This window comes from Pseudooceanicola aestuariicola, from assembly GCF_045763785.1.
Taxonomy (GTDB): domain Bacteria; phylum Pseudomonadota; class Alphaproteobacteria; order Rhodobacterales; family Rhodobacteraceae; genus Pseudooceanicola.
Map to the genome: position 1 here is coordinate 1 of NZ_JBJGSF010000015.1, position 19244 is coordinate 19244.

At 58.8% G+C, this 19244-nt stretch carries 19 protein-coding genes; 11 read left to right on the forward strand and 8 right to left on the reverse strand.

Annotation, left to right across the window (positions count from 1 at the left end; all coding sequences use genetic code 11):
• Window positions 1-314: 314 nt before the first annotated feature.
• The 4 genes from ACI3GR_RS19800 to repC all read left to right on the forward strand — a co-directional run bounded on the left by ACI3GR_RS19800 (window position 315) and on the right by repC (window position 4898).
• Window positions 315-653, forward strand: coding sequence for a DUF736 domain-containing protein (locus ACI3GR_RS19800; RefSeq protein ID WP_142494386.1), 339 nt, complete (start codon window positions 315-317; stop codon window positions 651-653).
• Between the two features lie 493 nt (window positions 654-1146).
• The gene (repA, locus tag ACI3GR_RS19805; protein WP_142494387.1) at window positions 1147-2358 is read left to right on the forward strand and encodes a plasmid partitioning protein RepA; all 1212 of its coding nucleotides are present in this window, start codon (window positions 1147-1149) and stop codon (window positions 2356-2358) included.
• A 103-nt stretch (window positions 2359-2461) separates the two neighbouring features.
• The gene (gene repB, locus ACI3GR_RS19810; RefSeq protein ID WP_043755191.1) at window positions 2462-3457 is read left to right on the forward strand and encodes a plasmid partitioning protein RepB; all 996 of its coding nucleotides are present in this window, start codon (window positions 2462-2464) and stop codon (window positions 3455-3457) included.
• 160 nt (window positions 3458-3617) lie between these two features.
• Window positions 3618-4898, forward strand: coding sequence for a plasmid replication protein RepC (repC, locus tag ACI3GR_RS19815; protein WP_204114535.1), 1281 nt, complete (start codon window positions 3618-3620; stop codon window positions 4896-4898).
• Window positions 4899-4910: 12 nt separating this feature from the next.
• On the opposite strand, the gene ACI3GR_RS19820 is transcribed toward repC, so the two are convergent.
• Window positions 4911-6062 carry a tyrosine-type recombinase/integrase gene (locus tag ACI3GR_RS19820; protein ID WP_235891504.1) on the reverse strand — a complete coding sequence of 384 codons (1152 nt, stop codon included), beginning with the start codon at window positions 6060-6062 and terminating at the stop codon, window positions 4911-4913.
• Between the two features lie 114 nt (window positions 6063-6176).
• Between ACI3GR_RS19820 and ACI3GR_RS19825 the strand changes: the two genes are divergently transcribed.
• The 3 genes from ACI3GR_RS19825 to ACI3GR_RS19835 are packed head-to-tail and all read left to right on the forward strand — an operon-like array spanning window position 6177 to window position 8670.
• Window positions 6177-7130, forward strand: coding sequence for a DUF1403 family protein (locus ACI3GR_RS19825; RefSeq protein WP_407496970.1), 954 nt, complete (start codon window positions 6177-6179; stop codon window positions 7128-7130).
• On the forward strand, window positions 7127-7732 hold the full coding sequence (gene scpB / locus ACI3GR_RS19830) for an SMC-Scp complex subunit ScpB (protein WP_407496972.1): 606 nt from the start codon (window positions 7127-7129) through the stop codon (window positions 7730-7732). Before ACI3GR_RS19825 ends, scpB begins: the two co-directional genes overlap by 4 nt.
• Window positions 7729-8670 (forward strand): DUF2971 domain-containing protein, encoded by a 942-nt coding sequence (locus ACI3GR_RS19835; RefSeq protein WP_407496974.1) that lies wholly within the window; start codon window positions 7729-7731, stop codon window positions 8668-8670. Before scpB ends, ACI3GR_RS19835 begins: the two co-directional genes overlap by 4 nt.
• Window positions 8671-8701: 31 nt before the next feature.
• Here the strand turns inward: ACI3GR_RS19835 and ACI3GR_RS19840 are convergent, their stop codons facing one another.
• Together ACI3GR_RS19840 and ACI3GR_RS19845 are read right to left on the reverse strand one after the other, a co-directional pair.
• Window positions 8702-9265: an ImmA/IrrE family metallo-endopeptidase gene (locus ACI3GR_RS19840; RefSeq protein ID WP_407496976.1), complete on the reverse strand. Its 564-nt coding sequence runs from the start codon at window positions 9263-9265 to the stop codon at window positions 8702-8704.
• Window positions 9265-9621: a helix-turn-helix domain-containing protein gene (locus ACI3GR_RS19845; RefSeq protein WP_133357971.1), complete on the reverse strand. Its 357-nt coding sequence runs from the start codon at window positions 9619-9621 to the stop codon at window positions 9265-9267. Before ACI3GR_RS19845 ends, ACI3GR_RS19840 begins: the two co-directional genes overlap by 1 nt.
• Before the next feature lie 1018 nt (window positions 9622-10639).
• On the opposite strand from ACI3GR_RS19845, the gene ACI3GR_RS19850 reads away from it, so the two are divergent.
• From ACI3GR_RS19850 to ACI3GR_RS19860, 3 genes are all read left to right on the forward strand, one after another.
• Complete coding sequence (locus ACI3GR_RS19850; protein WP_407496978.1) at window positions 10640-10855, forward strand: hypothetical protein; 216 nt, start codon at window positions 10640-10642, stop codon at window positions 10853-10855.
• 152 nt (window positions 10856-11007) lie between these two features.
• Entirely contained in the window at window positions 11008-11322 is a 315-nt protein-coding gene (locus ACI3GR_RS19855) for a type II toxin-antitoxin system TacA family antitoxin (RefSeq protein ID WP_407496980.1), read from the forward strand.
• Window positions 11312-11860: a GNAT family N-acetyltransferase gene (locus ACI3GR_RS19860; RefSeq protein WP_407496982.1), complete on the forward strand. Its 549-nt coding sequence runs from the start codon at window positions 11312-11314 to the stop codon at window positions 11858-11860. Before ACI3GR_RS19855 ends, ACI3GR_RS19860 begins: the two co-directional genes overlap by 11 nt.
• 16 nt (window positions 11861-11876) lie before the next feature.
• On the opposite strand, the gene ACI3GR_RS19865 is transcribed toward ACI3GR_RS19860, so the two are convergent.
• From ACI3GR_RS19865 to dctP, 4 genes are read right to left on the reverse strand one after another with little or no spacing between them, the layout of a single operon-like run.
• Window positions 11877-13250, reverse strand: a complete 1374-nt coding sequence (locus ACI3GR_RS19865) for a class-II fumarase/aspartase family protein (RefSeq protein ID WP_407496984.1) — start codon at window positions 13248-13250, stop codon at window positions 11877-11879.
• A 16-nt stretch (window positions 13251-13266) separates the two neighbouring features.
• Window positions 13267-14544 carry a TRAP transporter large permease gene (locus ACI3GR_RS19870; RefSeq protein WP_407496986.1) on the reverse strand — a complete coding sequence of 426 codons (1278 nt, stop codon included), beginning with the start codon at window positions 14542-14544 and terminating at the stop codon, window positions 13267-13269.
• 4 nt (window positions 14545-14548) lie between these two features.
• The gene (locus ACI3GR_RS19875) at window positions 14549-15073 is read right to left on the reverse strand and encodes a TRAP transporter small permease (protein ID WP_407496988.1); all 525 of its coding nucleotides are present in this window, start codon (window positions 15071-15073) and stop codon (window positions 14549-14551) included.
• 58 nt (window positions 15074-15131) lie between these two features.
• Window positions 15132-16154: a TRAP transporter substrate-binding protein DctP gene (gene dctP, locus ACI3GR_RS19880; RefSeq protein ID WP_407496990.1), complete on the reverse strand. Its 1023-nt coding sequence runs from the start codon at window positions 16152-16154 to the stop codon at window positions 15132-15134.
• A gap of 145 nt (window positions 16155-16299) precedes the next feature.
• Between dctP and ACI3GR_RS19885 the strand changes: the two genes are divergently transcribed.
• A complete protein-coding gene (locus ACI3GR_RS19885; RefSeq protein WP_407496992.1) occupies window positions 16300-17181 on the forward strand; it encodes a LysR substrate-binding domain-containing protein in 882 nt (293 codons plus the stop codon).
• A 156-nt stretch (window positions 17182-17337) separates the two neighbouring features.
• Here the strand turns inward: ACI3GR_RS19885 and ACI3GR_RS19890 are convergent, their stop codons facing one another.
• Window positions 17338-18825: a Fic family protein gene (locus ACI3GR_RS19890; protein WP_407496994.1), complete on the reverse strand. Its 1488-nt coding sequence runs from the start codon at window positions 18823-18825 to the stop codon at window positions 17338-17340.
• Window positions 18826-19244: the final 419 nt, after the last annotated feature.

Genomic DNA, 19244 nt, shown 5'->3' on the forward strand with positions numbered 1-19244 from the left:
CTTGTGTCTCTTCGTAGCCATCTTGGCCCTCCGTTTTCCTTAACATAACGGTGGACCACTTCAGTGGGGGAGGACCAACCGCTCTTCTCCCTTTGTCTGAGTTGCATGACATGCTGGTCGCAGCTGTCGTCCCGTCCACAAAGGTCGCCGCCGATCTTTTCCCCCTAACCCGCCAAAGAACAGGGGTGGGCCATTCCTCACGGACCAAAAAGACCGGCGCCTGCCCCTCTCCGCTCACGCTTCGCCTTCGGTCTGGCCGGGCCTTGGCCAGCTGCCAGGTGACCATCATTGCTACACAAACAAGGAGAAGAGCTATGACCACGAGCTGCATCAAATTCACCAGCGCCGACATCGAAACCGCAAAGGGCGTCGGCTCCATCTCGACCCTGACCTTCGATCTCGACATCACGGTCGAACCCGTCGCGAGCACGAACCCTTTGGCCCCCGCGCACCGCGTCCTCGGCCGCTCCCCGCGCGGCAAGCTGGTTGAGTGCGGCGGCATCTGGAAGAAGCAGAACAAGGAGACCGGCGCCGACTACTTCACGCTGACCATCCGCGACCACGGCTTCAACGCCAACCTCGGCAAGGCCGCGAACCAGGACGATCTGTCCCTGCAGGCCGTCATCCCCTGGGGTCCCAAAGACGCAGCGTGAAGCATAGAATCGGCTGGGGCTACCCAGCCGATTCCCGCTGTTTATCTTCCCTCTGGTAAGACTTGCTTATGTTTTAGAGTACCCTGGTGGATACGCTTGGCCGAAGTAAATGATTGCAGATCGGATCCAAGTTCGTGCTGACACATACTGCTTCCTTGTCTTGGTTTTCCGGCTTGCACAGGCGCGTCTATGCCTCGAGTTGGTTCCGTTTTGACAGCCGTGCAAAGATAGAAAAGGCAATAAAAACAAATAATTGCGACGGGAGAGACGCGAAGTCTAGGTCAACTTCTGATCTGCTGATGTCGAAAAAGTTCCCATATATTGGGCGGCCATCTTCCGCGATCACTACAATTTGTCGGAACATCTATGCCGGCAGGTGTCTCGGTGGAGTTCGAGCCATCGGGTGAAAATCGTTGTTAAGACTCATTTTTCCGTGTAGATGACAGTTTAAAGAGCGAAATCGCCGAAAAAGCGATATTTAGAGGGCAGGCAGATGCGAGAACGGTCTTTTACGGCTGATACGAAGGATCAATCCTTCGACGAGATCATCCTACAGCAAGGAGAGTTGATTTCCGACCGCCTCAATATGTTGCGTCAGGAACAGTATCCTCCCGACGCTCAAAAAGGTCTACGTCAGTTTTCATTGGCCGAGGTTGCCTACTATCTCGGCGTGACGCAGTCGACCATTAAGAAGCTTCATCTCGAAGGCAAAGGTCCTGAACCTGAAACATCGTCGTCCGGGAGGCGCAGCTACTCGGCCGAGCAGATGCTGGAACTGAGAGCTTATCTCGACAAGCATGGCCGCCCCGGAAAACGCCGTTATGTCCCCTATCGGCAACCTGGCGAAGAACTGCACGTCGTGTCTGTCGTGAACTTCAAAGGGGGCTCGGGAAAGACCACTACCTCCGCTCACCTCGCGCAGCACTTGGCGTTGAAAGGGCATCGAGTTCTTGCGATCGACTTGGACCCTCAAGCGTCGTTCACAGCTTTGCACGGCATTCAGCCTGAACTCGACAACGTGCCTTCGCTCTACGAGACACTTCGGTATGATGACGAGCGCAAGCCGATCACAGAGGTGATCCGGCCAACAAATTTTCCCAACCTAGATATCGTTCCGGCAAGTCTCGAGCTTCAAGAGTACGAATACGATACCCCTGTTGCTTTGACGAGTAGCGATCCCCATGAGGGCCGTACCTTCTTCACTCGTATATCGAAGGCGCTTAGCGAGGTTGATGACCGCTATGACGTGGTTGTGATCGATTGCCCTCCTCAGCTGGGCTACCTCACACTCACTGCTCTCACGGCTTCTTCCTCGGTCATTGTGACGGTCCATCCTCAGATGCTGGACGTCATGTCGATGAGCCAATTTCTCCTGATGCTGGGCGGGATCATGAAGACGATCCGTGACGCTGGAGCGAACATGCGCCTGAAGTGGTTCCGTTACCTTGTAACGCGATTTGAACCAACGGACGGCCCCCAGAAGCAGATGGTTGGGTTCCTCCAGGCGATGTTTCCAAATCAGATGCTGTCGGCTCCTGTGCTAAAATCTACGGCGATCTCCGACGCTGGGATCACCAAACAGACGCTTTACGAAGTTGAGCGGTCTCAGTTCGTGCGGACTACTTACGACCGTGCAGTGACTTCGTTGAATGATGTGAACGACGAGATCGCCGAACTGATCCACAAGGCTTGGGGGCGTGAATGAATGAGGTTTTGACAGCCGTGCAGAGAGCCAGTTTTGACAGCCGTGCAACTGTCGAAATGCGCGCAGCGCGTAGGTTGGATTCTGACGAAAAGGAGATGGCTTGATGGCGCGCAAAGACCTCCTGAAGAGCGTCATGGCCGGCTCGCCGGAGCAGCCCAAGGATTCCGGTCGCTCTGGATACGCAATGCGCGGTGCTTCGAAATCGATGAAGGTTTCGATTGATAGCCTTGCGGAGAACTCGAAGCGTCTTCTTGAAGGCGAGACCATTGTCGAGATCGATCCGCAATTGATCGATGTGTCATTCGTCTCGGATCGGCTTAGTGATGACGATATTGCGTTCAACGAACTGAAAGCATCGATCGCGGCCGGTCGCCAGGACACACCGGTATTGCTTCGACCGCATCCAGAAGCAGATGGTCGCTACATGATCGTCTTCGGGCATCGCCGTGTGCGAGTTGCATCGGCGCTCGGCCGTAAGGTTCGCGCAGTTGTAAAGCCGATGGACGACGTGGCCCACATTCTTGCTCAAGGGCAGGAGAACACTGCGCGCGCAGATCTCTCATTTATTGAGAAGGCCCTATTTGCGAAGAGCCTTTTGGATATGGGGCAAGCAAAGGACGTGATCCAGTCCGCCCTGACCATTGACGGTACTTTGCTTTCGCGCATGCTTTCAGTGGCGCAGAACGTCCCGCGGAACGTCATCGAACAGATTGGCCCAGCCAAGCAGATCGGGCGTGATCGTTGGGAGGATTTCAAGAAGTTGGCCTCGGAGCCCAAGAATGAGAAGATCCTCAAAGGAGCTTTGGAGTTCGACGGTTTTCAGGGTCTCGATAGCGATGCACGCTTCGAGTTCCTGCACAGCAAGCTAGCAGAAGCGGGCAGGGCGCCGAAAAGCCGAAAAACGCGTGCCACGCCCAAGAAACGTACTTGGACCGCCGGCAAAGGCCGCATCAAAGGCGTCATCGGCCGATCCGGAAAGGCATTCAGCATTTCACTCACGGCGCAAGACTCGACCGAGTTCGGGGACTTTCTCTCGGGCCGGCTCGATCAGCTGTACAGTGAATTCCTCGCGACGAAAGAGGAGCAGTCAGAACAATGATCTAGGCAAAAGAAAAGCCCCCAAGCAGCGTGGCCTGAGAGCTAATCTGAAAAGTTTGGTCGCTTAGAAGATATCTCTCCCGCGAATCACTGTCAACAAGAACGCCACTTCGGCGAACGGCTTTCTTTTGCCTCCACATAACTGGAGGTGAGAAACAGGCATGGAACATACAGGTTGGCGCAAGCCGACACCGGGTCTTGGCATTGCAGAGCAACTTGCCCAAGCCGGTGAACAGGTAGCTGTACCCAAAACACGAGCCTTCGTGGCAGTGAAGCGGGTGGGGGCCTACATTGGCCTCAAGGCCGGAGACATGATGCTCCTCGACACGCTCGGAGCGTTTACCCAAGCCCAGGACTGGGAGGAGGGGCAGCGCCCGATCGTCTGGGCGTCAAACGCCTATCTGATGGAGCAGACCGGGTTCTCGCTGTCCGCGCTGAAACGCCATGCGCGACGGCTGGCCGAGATCGGCGTGATCTCCTTCCAGGACAGCCCAAACGGCAAGCGATGGGGCCGCAGGGACGCCGAGGGGCGCATCGTCGAGGCCTATGGCTTTGATTTGTCGCCGCTGTCGGCGCGAGTCGAGGAGTTCGAGGAGCTTCATACCGATTTGCAGGCCGAGCGCGAGCTCTGTCAGCGCCTGAAGCGCCAGATCACGGTTGCACGCCGTATGATCCGCGCGCGGATCGAGGCGGCCGTCAGCAGCGCGCTACGAGGGCCCTGGACTCAATTCACGGGTCTCTTCGAGGAGCTTCTGGACCGGCTTCCGCGCCGCCATGAAACCTCAGAACAGCTTGTGCGGCTGCTAACATGGTTCAAGGAGCTCCAGGAGCGTGTCGAGGCGGCCTATCTCAAGGCAACGGAGGGTGTCCAGCCTGTGGAAAACACGCCTGAAACCAAGGCACAAGTCTTCGAAAAGACTCAAAAAATGAACCCCAGGGAGGCCATTTCTGACCCTCATATACTAATTACAAACCAACTTGATCCTGTAACTCGTAATTCCTCTGAAAAAGAGGAAGCGGCGGCCGTGGTACCCAATGCTCACACCGAGGATCGGGTTGATAAGGAGCTGGAAGACTGGGTGGCCGAAGTGCGCAAGAAACGGACGGCGCTCGATCTTCCGACAATCATGCAGGCCTGTCCGGAATTCGCATCCTGGGCGCGCAATCTAGGTGGATTCCTGAAGGATTGGGGCGATCTGCATCGGGTTGCGGGGCAACTTAGGCCAATGATCGGGATCTCGGAGCATGCCTGGAACGCGGCGCAGGACAGAATGGGCACTCAAGTGGCAACGGCAGCATTTGCGCTTGTCTTCGAGAAACACAGCACAGGGGAGGTTTCCTCGCCGGGCGGATATCTGCGCGGCATGGTCGAGAAAGCCGGGGCAGGGGAGTTGCACCTCGAGCGCAGCTTCTATGGCAGGCTCAGCGGGCAGGCGGCGTGATAGGGCAGGGGGTCAGAGACCGGCGGCTTTGGTCAGGTTCACCCGGAACCGGTCGCGACGGCGCTGGTAGCGCCGGGTCATCTCGGCCGAGGCGTGTCCGAGCTGTTTCTGGACGTAGCGTTCATCAACTTCGGCTGAGCTGGCGAGGCCGGCGCGCAGCGAGTGTCCGGAGAACAGCGCTAGGCGCTCTTTCTCGGGTAGCTCGGATCGAATGCCTGCGTCCAGGACCGTGCGCTTGATCAGACGGGCGACGTGTTTGTCGTTCAGTCGCGTCTCCAGAGCCTTCTTACCATCACGGGAGGTGCCGACGAAGACCGGACCGAAGTCGATCTTTGCGAAGTGCAACCATCGCTCGAGCGCGTGGACGGGGCAGGTCTGGTCCGTTGACCCGCGGCCAATCTCAACCTCGCGCCAGCCGGTCTTGGCGTTCAGCGTCAGGACCGCTCCGTCCTCGAGGATCTCGACCCAGCCGCCGCTGTCGGGGGTGACATCTTTGCCGTGATCGAGGCTGACGATTTCGGAGCGTCTGAGACCCCCCGCGTATCCTAGGAGCAAGATGGCCCGGTCGCGCAGCCCGCGTAGATCGAAGCCCAAAGTAGCCACCATGGCGAGAATGTCTTCGGGCAGGATCGCTTCCTTCTGAACCGGGGGGCGGGCATGTTTGCGCTTGATCCCAGCCAGGACGGTGGCGATGTGGCGGTCTTTTCGATCCAAAGGGAACCCACGCTGCGCGTAGTTCCAGGCAAGTCCGGACAGGCGGCGGTCTATCGTACTGACGGAAAGAGCAGGGGAGGGGCCTGTCGGCGCGGCCAAGTCAGTCAGGTAGAGGCCGATCATTTCCGGTGATGGAGGCAGCGGGTCCGTTCCTTTCAGCCTGCACCAGCGCGCAAAATGCTTCCAGTCGGCGGCATAGGCCTTGTTGGTGTTCTCGGCGGTCGAGGCCTTGGCATAGTCGCGGGCGTTCTCAACCAAGCGATCGAGGGTGCCGGACCCGGCAACATGAGAGGGCAGGGCGATTGAGGCCCCGTCCAGAGTGACTTTCTCGTCTCGCTCGTTCCCGTTAGGCGCATCATGGGACGCCGAGCTCGAAGTCTCAGCCTCAGGCGTGTCAGATTTCTCGATTTTGGTGCTGCTATTTGTGAGACTATTCATGTATTCGAGCATATCATGATTACGTCCGATAATGCAAACTTATCGGACATAGCGACAACCTGCAGAGCGGGGCGGTTTCCACACTATATGGTGGCCAAAAGCGCCGCGAGAGACTAGTGTTGTGACATGACATATCAGTCCGCCACGATCTCCGACGACCCGACCACCCTACCGCAGCTGCCCCCCTGGGTCACCTCCCGGCGTGCTGAAACCCTTGAAATTGTGGCCTTTCGGTCAGGGGCGGCGCTGACGGTGCTGGATCAGTTGGTGAGCAATCCTCGGTATGGCGTGCCGGTGAAACTGCTGGCCAATCGTTTGGCCCTGAGCGCAGCGACCACGACCTCGAAACTGGAAGGACGTCTGGCGCGGGAGGCGGATATCCGCGACGCCTACCACCTAACGCCGCGGGGCGAGGCGCGGGGTCCAGACGGAGATCTGTTGGCCTTCTGGCGTGAGGCCGTACGCCTGCGGGCAGGCGGGGCGGGTGAGATAGCCGACCTAATCGGCGCGGACCTTGCAGGCGAGGTGGGTGTGTGGCTGGACGCCGGGCAAGAGCGCGCCCGGACCCATGGGCCATTGGCCGGCTGCGTTTCCGTTCTTCGTGCCGTGCTCGACGCCGACGACCGGGCGGAGAGGGTCGCCTGCCTAGTGTCGGATATCGTCCTGGCGCGGGCGCTGAACTGGAAGAATGTGCTGCCGGTTTCGGCGCAGCACCTGACGAAGACGGCGCTACGCGACCTAACCGCGAACGGGCCGGGGGTCGAACTGGCGGTTCAGGCCCGTATCCTCGAGTCCACCGAAGGGACGATCCGGATGGCGCGGGATCTTGCCCGTCGCGCAGAAGCGCTTCGTGCCGTGGCACCGAAACTGCGAGCAAAAGGATCGGACGCCGCCGTCGAGCTGTTCCTGTCCGAGGATGCCGTGGCACCGGCGTCAATGCTGTCGCCGCGCATCCGGGGCACCTCGATCTCCATGACCGACCGCGCTGCACGGCGGTTTTGCGACCGGCTGGCCGAGCTGAGCGTGGCGCGGGAACTGACCGGGCGACCGACGTTTCGGCTCTATGGAATCGCACCATGACGACCGCGACCCGGAAGCGAAAACCAGCGGACGAGGGCGGTGCTGAATTTGACCGGGAACTCGACGATCTGCCGCAGGAGCAGCGCTGGCGCGAATGGATGGGGCGGATCGAGGCTGTGCTGTTCGCCAGCACCTCGCCAGTCAGCCGCGAGGAGCTGGCCCGCGTGGTGGGGCAGGGGGCCTCCGTGGAGATGCTGATCGACGACATCCAGGCAGAGTTGATTGGCCGTCCCTATGAGTTGGCACAGGTGGCCGGCGGCTGGATGTTCCGGACCCGACCGCAGTTCGCCGAGGCTATCAAGGCGGCCGCCGATCTCGGGGAGCAGCCGCTCGCCTTCACCGAGATGGAAATGGGGGTGCTCTGCGCCATCGCCTATCACCAGCCCATCGACCGGGCCGGCCTGGCCGACATCTTTGGCAAGGAAGTCAGCCGCGATCTGTTGGCCCGGCTGCGCTACAAGGACCTGATCGCCAGCGGGCCAAGGTCGCCGCGGCCCGGGGCGCCGCATACCTTCGTGACGACGGAGACGTTTCTGGTGACGTTCGACCTGCAGAGTTTGCGGGACCTGCCGGAGCTCGAACTAGGAGGTGAAAGTAGTTGAAAACCCCCCGTCGACTCTACAAGTATCGGGCGTTTTCGGACAGAACGCTCAGCGGCTTGGTCGAAGACCAACTCTATTTCGCTGACCCCAGTACCTTCAACGATCCTTTGGACACGAAGCCAAGCATCGAGATCGATTTGGCTGAAGATCAGTTGGAAATCATGCTGATCAAACTGATCGAGCATCGCGTGCACGGCGAGTTGAGTGCGGCAGCTTCGACGATACGATACAGGGGACCGAAGACACGTGATCACATCTTAAAGCTTAGCCGGCGTCAGGCGGAGCAGATCATTTCTGATATCCGGTACAACGCCACAGATCCCGATCTGCAATTGGAGAACCCGGTTGCCGTCCTTCTCGGTCAAGCCATCCAGCAAGAACTGCTCCGTCGATACGATGGTGGCATCGTGTCCCTTGCCGAACGCAATAATTGTCCATTGATGTGGAGCCACTACGGCGATCAACACCGAGGCCTCGCCATCGGGTACTCGCTGCCTGAACAAGCCGCCAACAAGGTCTTCAAGATCAAGTACGGTGGCAGCAGTATGGTCGCGGCCAGTATGGTTCTCGCAATGTTAGATGGTGATCGCGGCGCCCGCCAGGTCGTCGACGACGCTGTACTTCTGAAGAAAGCTCAGGACTGGCGCTACGAGAAAGAATGGCGGCTCATCGGTCGACGTGGTGCACAGGACTCTCCGATCGAATTGGAGGAGGTTGTCTTCGGGATGAGGTGCCCGCTAGCAGTCAAATATGCTGTCGTCAGGGCGTTGGAAGATCGGCCCACGACGGTGAAGTTTTACGAGATCCGCCGAAAACCTGACACCTTCCTACTGAACCGATATGCGCTCGATGTCGATGAGATGTTGGCTACCCTACCCAGGCGATCCCTATCCTTATACGAGGCATTTGAAAGCCTCGATCGAGACAGCTCGAGCTAGGCGGAGGTTTCTGCGAGGACGGGATAAGACGTCAACGCCAGCCTGCCGCTTTTGCGCGCTTAAACGCGCCAGTCATGTTCAGCCGCATACGCATTAACTCCTCACTCACACCATACTGCGCTGCCGCTATTTCAATCGAAACGCGTTGTCTCGCAATCGCGTGGGCGGCGGGGCCTGGGACCAACAGCGTTGGTCCCAGCCAATGCGCCTCCTCTTCATCTCGGGCATTGAACATGCGTACACCAGTTTCATCACTCAAAGGCAGCGGGACGTGATGAAGGAGCCCGTGTGCCAGTTCGTGAGCAAGATCCGCCGTTTGACGTGGCTTCTCGTGGCCATCGTTCAAGATCACAAGCCGCGCAGTACCCTTGTGAATGGTGACTGCAGAAAATCCCTTTGCGCCTGTGCATTTCCGAAGGCGTGCGACGTCGAGTGGGTGCTCTTTCTTGAATGACGAAAGGTCAACAACGATGTGCTCAAGGTGTTTTGCGAGCCTCCATGGGCACAGTTTTCCGGTTTCAGGGATGCCGAGTTCGCGTCGAACATCCTGAGCGTACCATTCCGCATCGGTCTTGAAGCCCCGCCTTAGTGCCATCAGTGCGTCCTCAGGCCCTCATATGCGGATTGAATGATGCGCTCGAGAGCGTCTGCCTGTTCTTTTCCTAAGTTTGGGTCTGCGCGGAACAACATCAGTGCTTTGGTCAACGACGATGGCTCGCCATTCTGACTGCTGTCGTGCGCGCGCATGAAATCATCGGCGCTCAGTTTCGCCCATGAACACAGAGATGCTAGGCTGTCTACATCCGGTCTCTTCCCTTGCGAGATCCGCGTGAGCGATGAAGCGCTCACTCCCGACTGTTCTGCAACCTTTCTCCAGGTGAGCTTCCGTTCCTCCCGTACCGCGTCCAACGCGGCGTAGAAGCCGTTCCCGTCGAATTGCACACTAGGCATAGTGTTCGACTCTTGCAATTTTCATTTTGGCCCCGTATGTGTTGTTTCAGGATTTCATTATAGCAACACTGTTGCGAATCCGTAAAGCATAGACGCTGCGGCAAATGGGGCGGTTCAATATGAGGAAGAGCATCGAGGACGATCTAAAGGCCATCGGCTTGGGCCTCGACGCTGGCATCCTGCCGACCGTGTTCAATCGGGGGGTCATTCGGCCCGACAACTCCTCGGTTGTCTTGAAACCTTCGGGCCAGGAGAAAGCCGATGCACGGCACCAATCGACACGATCCGCAACCCGACCGTGGGAATGGCCCGCCGGAGGGCAAGGGACGACCGGACAATCCCGGTCGCCCGATTCCGGAGCACCGTTCGTCCAGTCAGGACTACGGTCTCGCTATGCGGAAGGCATAGGGGAATGCCGGGACGCTTACCCGGGTCTCCTCGCGTTTCCTCAAGAAAGGCAGATGTGGCTCTTCGCTGAGAGCGATCTGATCGAAGGCCTCGGTAGGAGAGCCGCATTTGCCATTCAACTTCCCTACACCACCAGGAGGCCGGTTCGAGCCTGGGGCTTTTGGACCACTGCTGTCAGCAAAACATGGATCGGGCCGCGGCATTCGAATTTTCCCGATGGCTCGATTTGCGCATTCGAGCCAAGAGACAAGACATGGCTTCCCGGCGGGACGGTGACCGGACTGCTCGACCTTTATAGCCTCTGGGCCGTGCGGCATCTCTACCTCGAGAAATACGGAAAATGGCCCGGCCGGCAATCTGTGCCGATTGCAGCTGAGAGACTGCTCGAACTCGGCGACGATGAGTTTTGCGGATGTGAACATCCATTCGGGAAATACGCACAGTGCTGTCGGTCATCTGACCAGAAGAACACCTCCGGTTCTGAGCTACTGGATTTTGCAATGAAGACCCGCAGGCCTACAGCGGAGGTGCTTCGGTTTGTTTGGAACCCAACCAGCCCTCCGCCTCGGAGGGACCAAATAACACGCCAGACTTGAGAAGGAGAATTCAGATGGCAGGCAAAGGCAACGGCGGGAGCTATCGCAGCGCGAAATCGGGGCGGTACGTGACAAAGGCTTATGGGAAGTCACATCCGCGCACCACGGTAAAAGAAGCGCCTGGCAAGAGCGGTTCTACCGGTGGCAGCTATCGGAGCGCAGTTTCCGGGCGCTTCGTGACGGCAAAGCATGGCAAGGCGAACCCGGGTACGACCGTTCGAGAAAAGTGAGTTTGCCTCTCGCCCATAGAACGTGTTAGCCGGGCTTCGCCTCGACGTACGGCATATCGCCGTACACTTGACATGTACGCCGATATGCCGTACATAGCTACGTGTGAGCGGCATCTTGCCGCTTGACGTCGTTCCGGATCAAGGAGGCAACCATGTTGGCGTTTGAGGATAGCACTGTCGCTGTCGACGAGCCCAAGAGCGCTCGGCTGGAAGCGCGTACGCAGCCTTCGGTGAAGGATGCGATCAGTCGTGCAGCAGCCTTGAGCGGTGTCGAGGTGAGTTCATTTGTTGTGAGCGCTGCATACAAGGCCGCGCAGACGACGATTGAAGCTCACAAGTTGACGGCGTTGGAGAGCGAGGCGGATCGTGCTGCGTTCTTTGGCGCGCTCGAAAACCCTCCGAAGCCGAACAATCGGCTGAAGCAGGCGTTTGCATTGCGCGAGACACTGATCGCGAATGCCGACTGACGCCGCCGTCGACGCCAAGTTCACAATCGAGCCGTTCGATGCCAAGAGCCAGGATCGAACGGCTTTTTCCTGTGGTGTGCCTCAGATCGACAATTACCTGAAGCTGACGGCCAAGAAGGGGTCGAAGGCTGATGTCGTCCGGATCTGGATCGTGCTCGACGAGGACCGCAACACCCTTGGGTTCTACGGAATCAACATGCATGCCGTCGTCGCGGAAGACATGCCGGAAGCGTTGGCCAAGAAGGCGCCGAGGCACGGCATGCTGCCAGCCGCGTTCATTTCTATGATCGGCGTCGATCGGACCATGCAAGGGAAGGGCCTGGGCAGCGCATTGCTTGCTGATGCGCTCAGCCGGATTGGGCGCGTCTCAGACGAAATCGGAACCTGTGCTGTCCTCCTCGATGTGTTCGACTGCGGAAACCCCGAAACGGTGGCACGCCGAAAAGCATACTACGAGTCCTTCGGCTTCATTCCTTTGCCCGATCAGCCCTTACGCTTGTTCATGCCAATACAAACTGTACGGGCATTGTCGGGCTAACTCGCTCCCTTCTGTCCTATTCGGCGGCCGCCTTGGTTTGCCGCGACAGCACGCGACGCACCATTTCTTGGGCCGAGCCCAGATAGTTGGATGGCTCCGTCAGGCGTTGCAGCGCTTGCGCGTCCAAGTGCTGTACGACTTCCGGCGTTTGCGACAGTACCTCGAAGAGGCTCGTGCCCTTTTCAATCGCGGCGCGGCACCCGGCATAGACAAGATCATGCGCGGGCACGCGGCCGGTATAGGGGGCCAGCGCCATCATCACCGCTTCCGCCACGATCAATCCGCGTGTGCTGTCGAGGTTGCGCCGCATGTTTTGCGGAAACACCTGAAGGCCGGACAGCATGAAGGTCGCGTGGCCCAATATCGCCGAACAATGGCCAAAGGCTTCCGGGACAGCGATCCATTCCAGGTGCCACGGTCCGGTGGCGCGCTCGAAGTCATGGATCATCGCATCGAGGCCCAGTCCAGCGTGTTGACGCAAGACCCGCGCGCTGGCCAGGATCAACTCGCAACTGATCGGATTGGCCTTTTGCGGCATGGTCGACGAGGCACCGCGGTGGCGGACGAATGGCTCGGCCACTTCCGCCAGTTCGGTGGTCATCATGATCGAGATGTCGAAGGCGACCTTGCCCAGGCTGCCACCGATCATTGCCAAGAGGTTCAGTGCCTCGGAAATACCGTCGCGGGCAGAGTGCCAGGTGATGTCCGGCTGCCGCAGACCCAGGTCTTCGGCCAGTGCCTTCTGGACGGCCAGCCCGTCCTTGCCCAGTGAGGCAAGTGTCCCGGAGGCCCCTGAAAACTCCACGCATAGTATGCGCGGCCGCAGTTCAGCGAGCCGCTGCTGGTGGCGCCGCAGGGCGCTGAGCCAGACGGCGGCCTTGTAGCCGAAGGTGATCGGCAAGGCGTGCTGAAGGTGCGTGCGGCCGGCCATGGGCGTGTCGCAATGGGTCTCGGCCAGGTTTTCCAGCGCTGAGCAGGTGCTGCTCAGCCCGTCCTCGATTAGGTCGAGTGCGCTACGGATTTGCAGGATTGTCGCGCTGTCCATGATATCCTGCGTGGTCGCCCCCCAGTGCAGGTATCGACCGGCATCGCCGGCATGGGCCGAAAGCTGTTCGACAATTGGCAGGATCGGGTAGCCGACGATCTCGGTCTCACGCGCCAGGCGGTCCATGTCGAAGCTGCAGGTTTTCGCGGCGGCTTCGATCCCTTGGGCCGCATCCGCTGGGATCAACCCGAGCTTGGCCTGGACCCTTGCAAGGGCGACTTCGACCTCGACGCAATAGGCCACATAGCTTTCGGGTGAGAACAAGGTGCGCATGTCCTTGGAGGAAAAGCCGGCACCAAAGAGCGGGGAATCCGTGGCAGTCATCGGGGAAAGGGGATGTGTCATGTGTCTACCTTTCGGATCAGCCGAACATCAGGTTCGGCAGGAACAGGGAAATCTCGGGGACGAAGGTGATCAGCAGCAGAAGCAGGACCATGATCACCACGAAGGGCAGGACACCGCGCGCCACCCGCTCCACCGGCGCACCGGTGATCGAGGACAGCACGAAGAGGTTGAGCCCGACCGGCGGCGTCAGCAGCGCCAGTTCCATGTTGATCGTGATGATCATCGCGAAGTGAACCGGATCGACGCCCATCGGCTTGAGCAGCGGCAGGACCAGCGGCACGACGATGAGGATGACCGCGATCACTTCGAGGAACATGCCGAGGCCCAGCATCAGCAGGTTGATCAGCAGCAGGAACTGCCAGCGGCTGAGTTCGTGCTCGGTCACGAAGGTCACGAGGCTTTCGGCCATGCCGCTGTCAGTGATCCAATGGCCGAAGGCCAGGGCGCCAAGGATGATGAACAGGATTGTCGCGGTCAGGCGCATGGCTTCTGCGACGATGCCGGGCACGTCCTTCAGCGTGCAGCCCTTGTAGACCAAGAGCGAGATGACGATGGCGACGACAGCGGCCACGCCTGCGGCTTCGGTCACGGTCACGATGCCCGAATAGATGCCGCCGAGGATGATGACCGGAAGCAGCAGGGCGGGAATGGCGCGCACGTTCACCGACACGAAGTCTTCGCGCGAGATCGGATCGCCCTTGGGATAGTTCTTGCGCCGGGTGTAGAACATGATCCACAGCACGAAGAGACCGGCCTGCATCAACCCCGGAATGACACCGGCCATGAACAGCCGCGGCACGGATTCCTCGGCGATGATGGCAAAGACGATCATCGCCAGCGACGGCGGGATCAGGATGCCCAGGGTGCCGGAGGCGCCAACTACGCCGAGCGCGAATTTCTCCTCGTAGTTCTTGGCGAGCATGGCGGGCACTAGCAGCGTGCCCATTGCCATGGCGGTGGCGACGGACGACCCGGAAATCGCGGCAAAGATTGTCGTGGCCACCACGCAGACAATGGCAAGACCGCCGCGCATCCAGCCGACCCAGGAATAGGCGCAGTCGACCAGGGCCTTGGCGATGCCGCCTCGGTTCATGAAGGTGGCCGCCATGACGAAGAATGGGATCGCGATCAGGGTTTGTGAATTGAGGTGGTCCAGAAACAGCTGGCTGAAACCGATCAGCGGCTCTCCCTCGATCCAGACGAGGAACAGGGCCAGACCACCCAGGACCAGGAAAATCGGCAACCCACTGGCGAGCAGCGTGAAGAAGGTGGCGATGACAGCGACGGGGGGCATGGGCTCAATCCTCCAGGGGATGTTCGTGGTTGTCGGCTTCCAGCATCGCCGGGTCGAACCGGGCGATCACGACATAGAGCCGGTGCAGATAACGCAGGGCCATCAGGCCGAAGGCGATCGGGAGGCAGAGATAGAAGATCCACAGCGGGAACTGGATCGAGCTTTCGGAGCGGACGTCCAGCATCCGGCTGAACTCCACTGCTTTTATCCCGTACCAGGCCACGAGCAGGCAAAAGGCCAGTCCGGCAATCACGGCAGCGATTTCAAGCCCGCGTTGAGCTGGAACAGGCATGCGCCGTGTGAACAGATCGGCGCGGATATGCCTGTTTTCCTGAACAAGGAGGCCGCCTCCCAGCAGCATCGCTGCGGCGGTCAGGTAGATGGTCACCTCGCCGGTCCAATCCTGAAGGTAGGCGGGAAAGAAGTACCGGGTGACGACGTCAAAGCAGACCAGCCCAAGGGCGGCCAGCCCGGCCAAACCCATGAACGCATCCTCTGCTTGACGCAACACTTTGAGAAAGGACTGCATCGCTGCCTCCTTGATGAAAAGTCCGGGCCAGATGTGGCCCGGATCGCGTTGGAAAATGTCAACTTTGACGGGAAGCGAGGGTCGCCTGAGCCAGCTCGACGATGGCCGGATCAATGCGTAGCTCTTCCACAAGCGCATCCTGATCGGTCATCAGCTTTTCGCGCATAGCGGCCAGGTCTTCTGCAGAGGCTTCGATCGTTTCGATGCCGTTTTCTGCCCCTTCGACACGGGCCGATTGCTGGCGCTCCACGGCCAAGGCCCGAACTCCGTCGACCTTTTCTTCCCAAAGCGAGGTCAGCAAAGCCTGGCCGTCTTCGCCGAGACGATCCCACGCGCGTGCGCTCATGACCGGGACGTATTGGAACAGGGTCTGGTTATCCTCGTAGCAATACTTCAGGCCGGAATCCCAAAGCTTGGACGAGCGCACGGATTCATGCGTCGTCAGAACCCCATCCACCGTCTGGCGCTGGAGCGCCTGTGCCAAATCCGAGAACGGGATGGATACCGCGGTGGCGTCAAAGGCCTTGAACCGTGCCAGGTTTGCAGCACCACCCGGCGCACGCATCTTCATACCGGCCAGGTCGGCATGGCTGGTCACGCGCTTGTCGGTAAAGAACATCTGCGCGAAGCCGAGGTTGATCCAGCGTCCAATGACTTTGATCTTCAGCTTGTCTTCCAGCTTCTTGTTCAGCGCTTGTCCGGCCGGCCCATCCCAAACCGCATATTGGTCCTCGTAGCCGACACCGTACATCATCGGCAGCGCCGTGATGTTGTAGTCAGGCACGGCCTTACCCATTTGCCAGGTTCCCGGAACGCCCATGTCGAGAGCGCCTTGCGCCACGGCAATCGGCACGTCCGCGCCTTTGTATTTCGAGGCGCCGTGGAAAACTTTCATCTCCAGCTGGCCGCTGGATGCGTCGCCGATTTCTTTGGCAAGCGCCTCCATTGACAGGTTGCGCACGTGGTTGGGCCCGGTATCGAGCGACACCTCGATGCGGCCACCGTCCGCGAAGGCCCGGACGGGCATGAAGGTCAGTGCGGCGAGTGCGCCGGATGATTTCAAAAGAGTTCTGCGATCCATGTGATCCTCCCTGGGTTTGCATCGCGCCACACTCCGAATCCCTGCGGCGCCTTGATCCCGGGTTTGCTAGCAGTAAAAATTATGTTTCTATAACGAGTAATATTTGACGGTAAGGTAAACAGAAACTTTCATCTAGGGTGTTGGCATGACCGTGAGACAGTTGCGTACCCTGATTGCTGTTGCCGAAAACGGCAGTTTCTCAGCTGCGGCCGAGCGAATCTTCCTGACCCATGCCGGGGTGGGACAGCAGATGAGGGCACTGGAAGATGAATTGGGCATTGAGCTGTTTGACCGCAGCAAACGCCAGCCGATCCTGACATCGCAGGGTCGCATGATTGTCGATCGGGCCCGACGCGTTGTCCGCGATTATGACGCCCTGACGCACGACGAAGACGATCCGGGCCTTGCAGGGGATTTGAGTCTCGGTGCTGTTCGCACGACTCTGACCGCGCTGGTCCCAAGGGCGCTCGCCGACATGGCGCGGTCTTGCCCCGAACTCAGCATCTACGTCGTTCCGGGCCTCACCTCGCAACTGGTCGAGCAGGTGGAACGCGGCATGATTGATCTCGCGCTGGTGTCGCGTCCACGCGTTCTCAGCCCTGGCCTGAATTGGCACGTCGTTGCGCGCGAAAAACTGATGTTGCTGGCTCCTTCGAGCGAGAGATCGACGGACGTGCGGGATATCCTGACCCGCAATCCGTTCATCCGGTTCACCCGCCAAGCCATCGTCGGCGGCGACATCGAATCCTGGCTGCACGGTCAATCCATTCGTGTTCAAGACCGGGTCGAGCTGGAGAACATCGAAGCAATCTGCACGATGGTCGAATTGGGTCTCGGGGTGTCGATCGTGCCGTTCAATCCCGCCTACATGGGGAAGAGCGAAAAGCTGACCTACATTGAACTTGACGACTCCATAGGCGGCCGAGAGTTGGGGTTGATCAGCCGGGAAGATTCGCTGAAGCAGGCGGCAATCGAGGCGATGCAGGCGACGACCGAGAGTATTTGTCGCCTTGTGCCTTCTAGTTGAGAACGGCTCGACACCTCATGGCTTACCGCCTCGAGTCATGAAGTGATCCATAGCGCGAACTGGTCGTGCCTAGGGGTTGCTTTCGATTTGAACAGCTTGGGTCTTTTTGTCGATGTGGCGCTGTTCGTGCCGCTGCTGCTCTCAGGTATTTCGTTGTCATTGTGCCGCCCTCGTCTCGGCCAGAAAAGCTGCAAACGGTCGAATGCCTTCCTTCACGCTCGCTGTCTCTAAAGCGGCCATGTAAGCCACGCGCTGTTCGAGCTTGATGACTGTCCATGGTTGCCCGGCGGCGGCCATCATGACGTTCATCAGAAAGCGCGCTATTCGACCGTTCCCGTCCAGGAACGGATGGATAAATACGAAGATGAAATGTCCAAGGACGATCCGAACAGTCGGGTCATCTTCCGACTTGAGCAGGTCGAAGAAGACCGGCATGCAGTCTCGAACTGCCTCAGGACTCATTGGGACATGCTGGGATTGCCGAATGTACACAGGGGACGATCGGTAGCCTGCAAGTTGAGAGGCCTTCAGGATGCCCGCTGTGACAGACGGTGCGAATAGGTTGCGATACCAATCACTCAGATCGCGCTCAACAACCTCACCCGCGTCAGCACCTTCCAGAACTGCCCGAATGCTTTCCTTCACTCTCTGAAATGCTTCCCAATATCCACGCGCTGCAAGGGCGTCTTTCAGCGCTCGGTCTTGCTTATCTGTTTCTGGGTTCCAGGTCCCCGAACGCACTTTGTCAATCAGTTCCGGCGAGACACGATAGCCCTCAATGGAGAGCGAATGATACGCATCCGTGACATAGATTTCGTCGATCTGCTTGAGATAGGCGTCGATGTCATTGGTGATGGGTTGGGCCTTTGGAAAGAGATCAATAACATCGTCGCGCATGCTCTCCCACTTCAAGCGGATGCGATGCACGTGCGGTGAGGTGATCCGCCCGGCGTTCGGCACAAGAATCGACTGCTCAAAGGGGTTGATCTCGCGAACGTCATGCGAAGCGGCTTTCATCGCCGCAAGAATTTCGTCTGCGACCTTTTCGGACCCAATGCTTCTGAAAGCACCAGCAAGCCTGCCGGCCGCGCGCGTGTGCCCGCCGTCCAACAGCTTGCCAAGCAGCCGTGAGGCATCCGGCATCATAGCAAGCACAGTGCGCGCTTCTGTCGGATGGTTTTGAAAGAAGACCTCGGGAACGAGGATTAGGGCATCCTCGACGGAGAATAGGCGTAAATTGTCGACGATTTCGAGCGCCTCATCTGACGCGATCGTTGCGCGCGTCTCAAAAAGCGACGTGTTGTGGGGCAGATCGGTCTTAGAGTTTCCGCCCTTGACCGCTCTTACCAATAGCTGAGCAGGAACTGTCGTGTTTCCAGCATGTATGATGAGGGACTGTTCAGGAGACAGAGACCAGTCAGTGCCAAACCGATCTGACAGGTATTGTGCGCAGAATCCCCAAAACGATGTGTACCATGCTGTGCTCTCACCGGCGTTTTCATCGGGGCGTGATGGGATGTACCAGCCCTTCATGACTTCCTTCAGGAAGCCTGCCTTCAGCAGCCGTTCGCGGTGAGTGCGTGACATGTCTTTGGAGCGAATGGCAATCGAACCACCAGACTGTAGTGTCTCGAGCTCTTCCAAGGAGCTTGCAAGCTTCTCTGCGGCACTCGGCATAATTATTCGGCTCCGTTCGAGATTTAGGTTTTAGCGTCGTACATGATTTAGGTGTATGTGTCGAACGATCTTTAGGGTTTTGTGATGCGCAAATCTTAGGTTTTAGTGTTATTGGCCCCTCCTGCCCTTTGGTCAGGACCGCGCCCTAGTCGGTCGGCTGCGCGCAGCCGCCCTCCCCGAGCTGAAACGCCGCCTCTCCCTGCGACGTGCTGCTGGCCGGGCAGTCTCCTCCGGAGCCAGCCCGACCAGCCGTCGCATGGTCGTGGTAACGCTTCATCTCGGCCATTCGGTAACGGTCGCTGGGGCGGGTGTCACTGTACCCTCATTAATCAGAATTGCCTTTAAAATTATCGTTTGTTTTCAGCGGCACGATGTACCCTTAATTT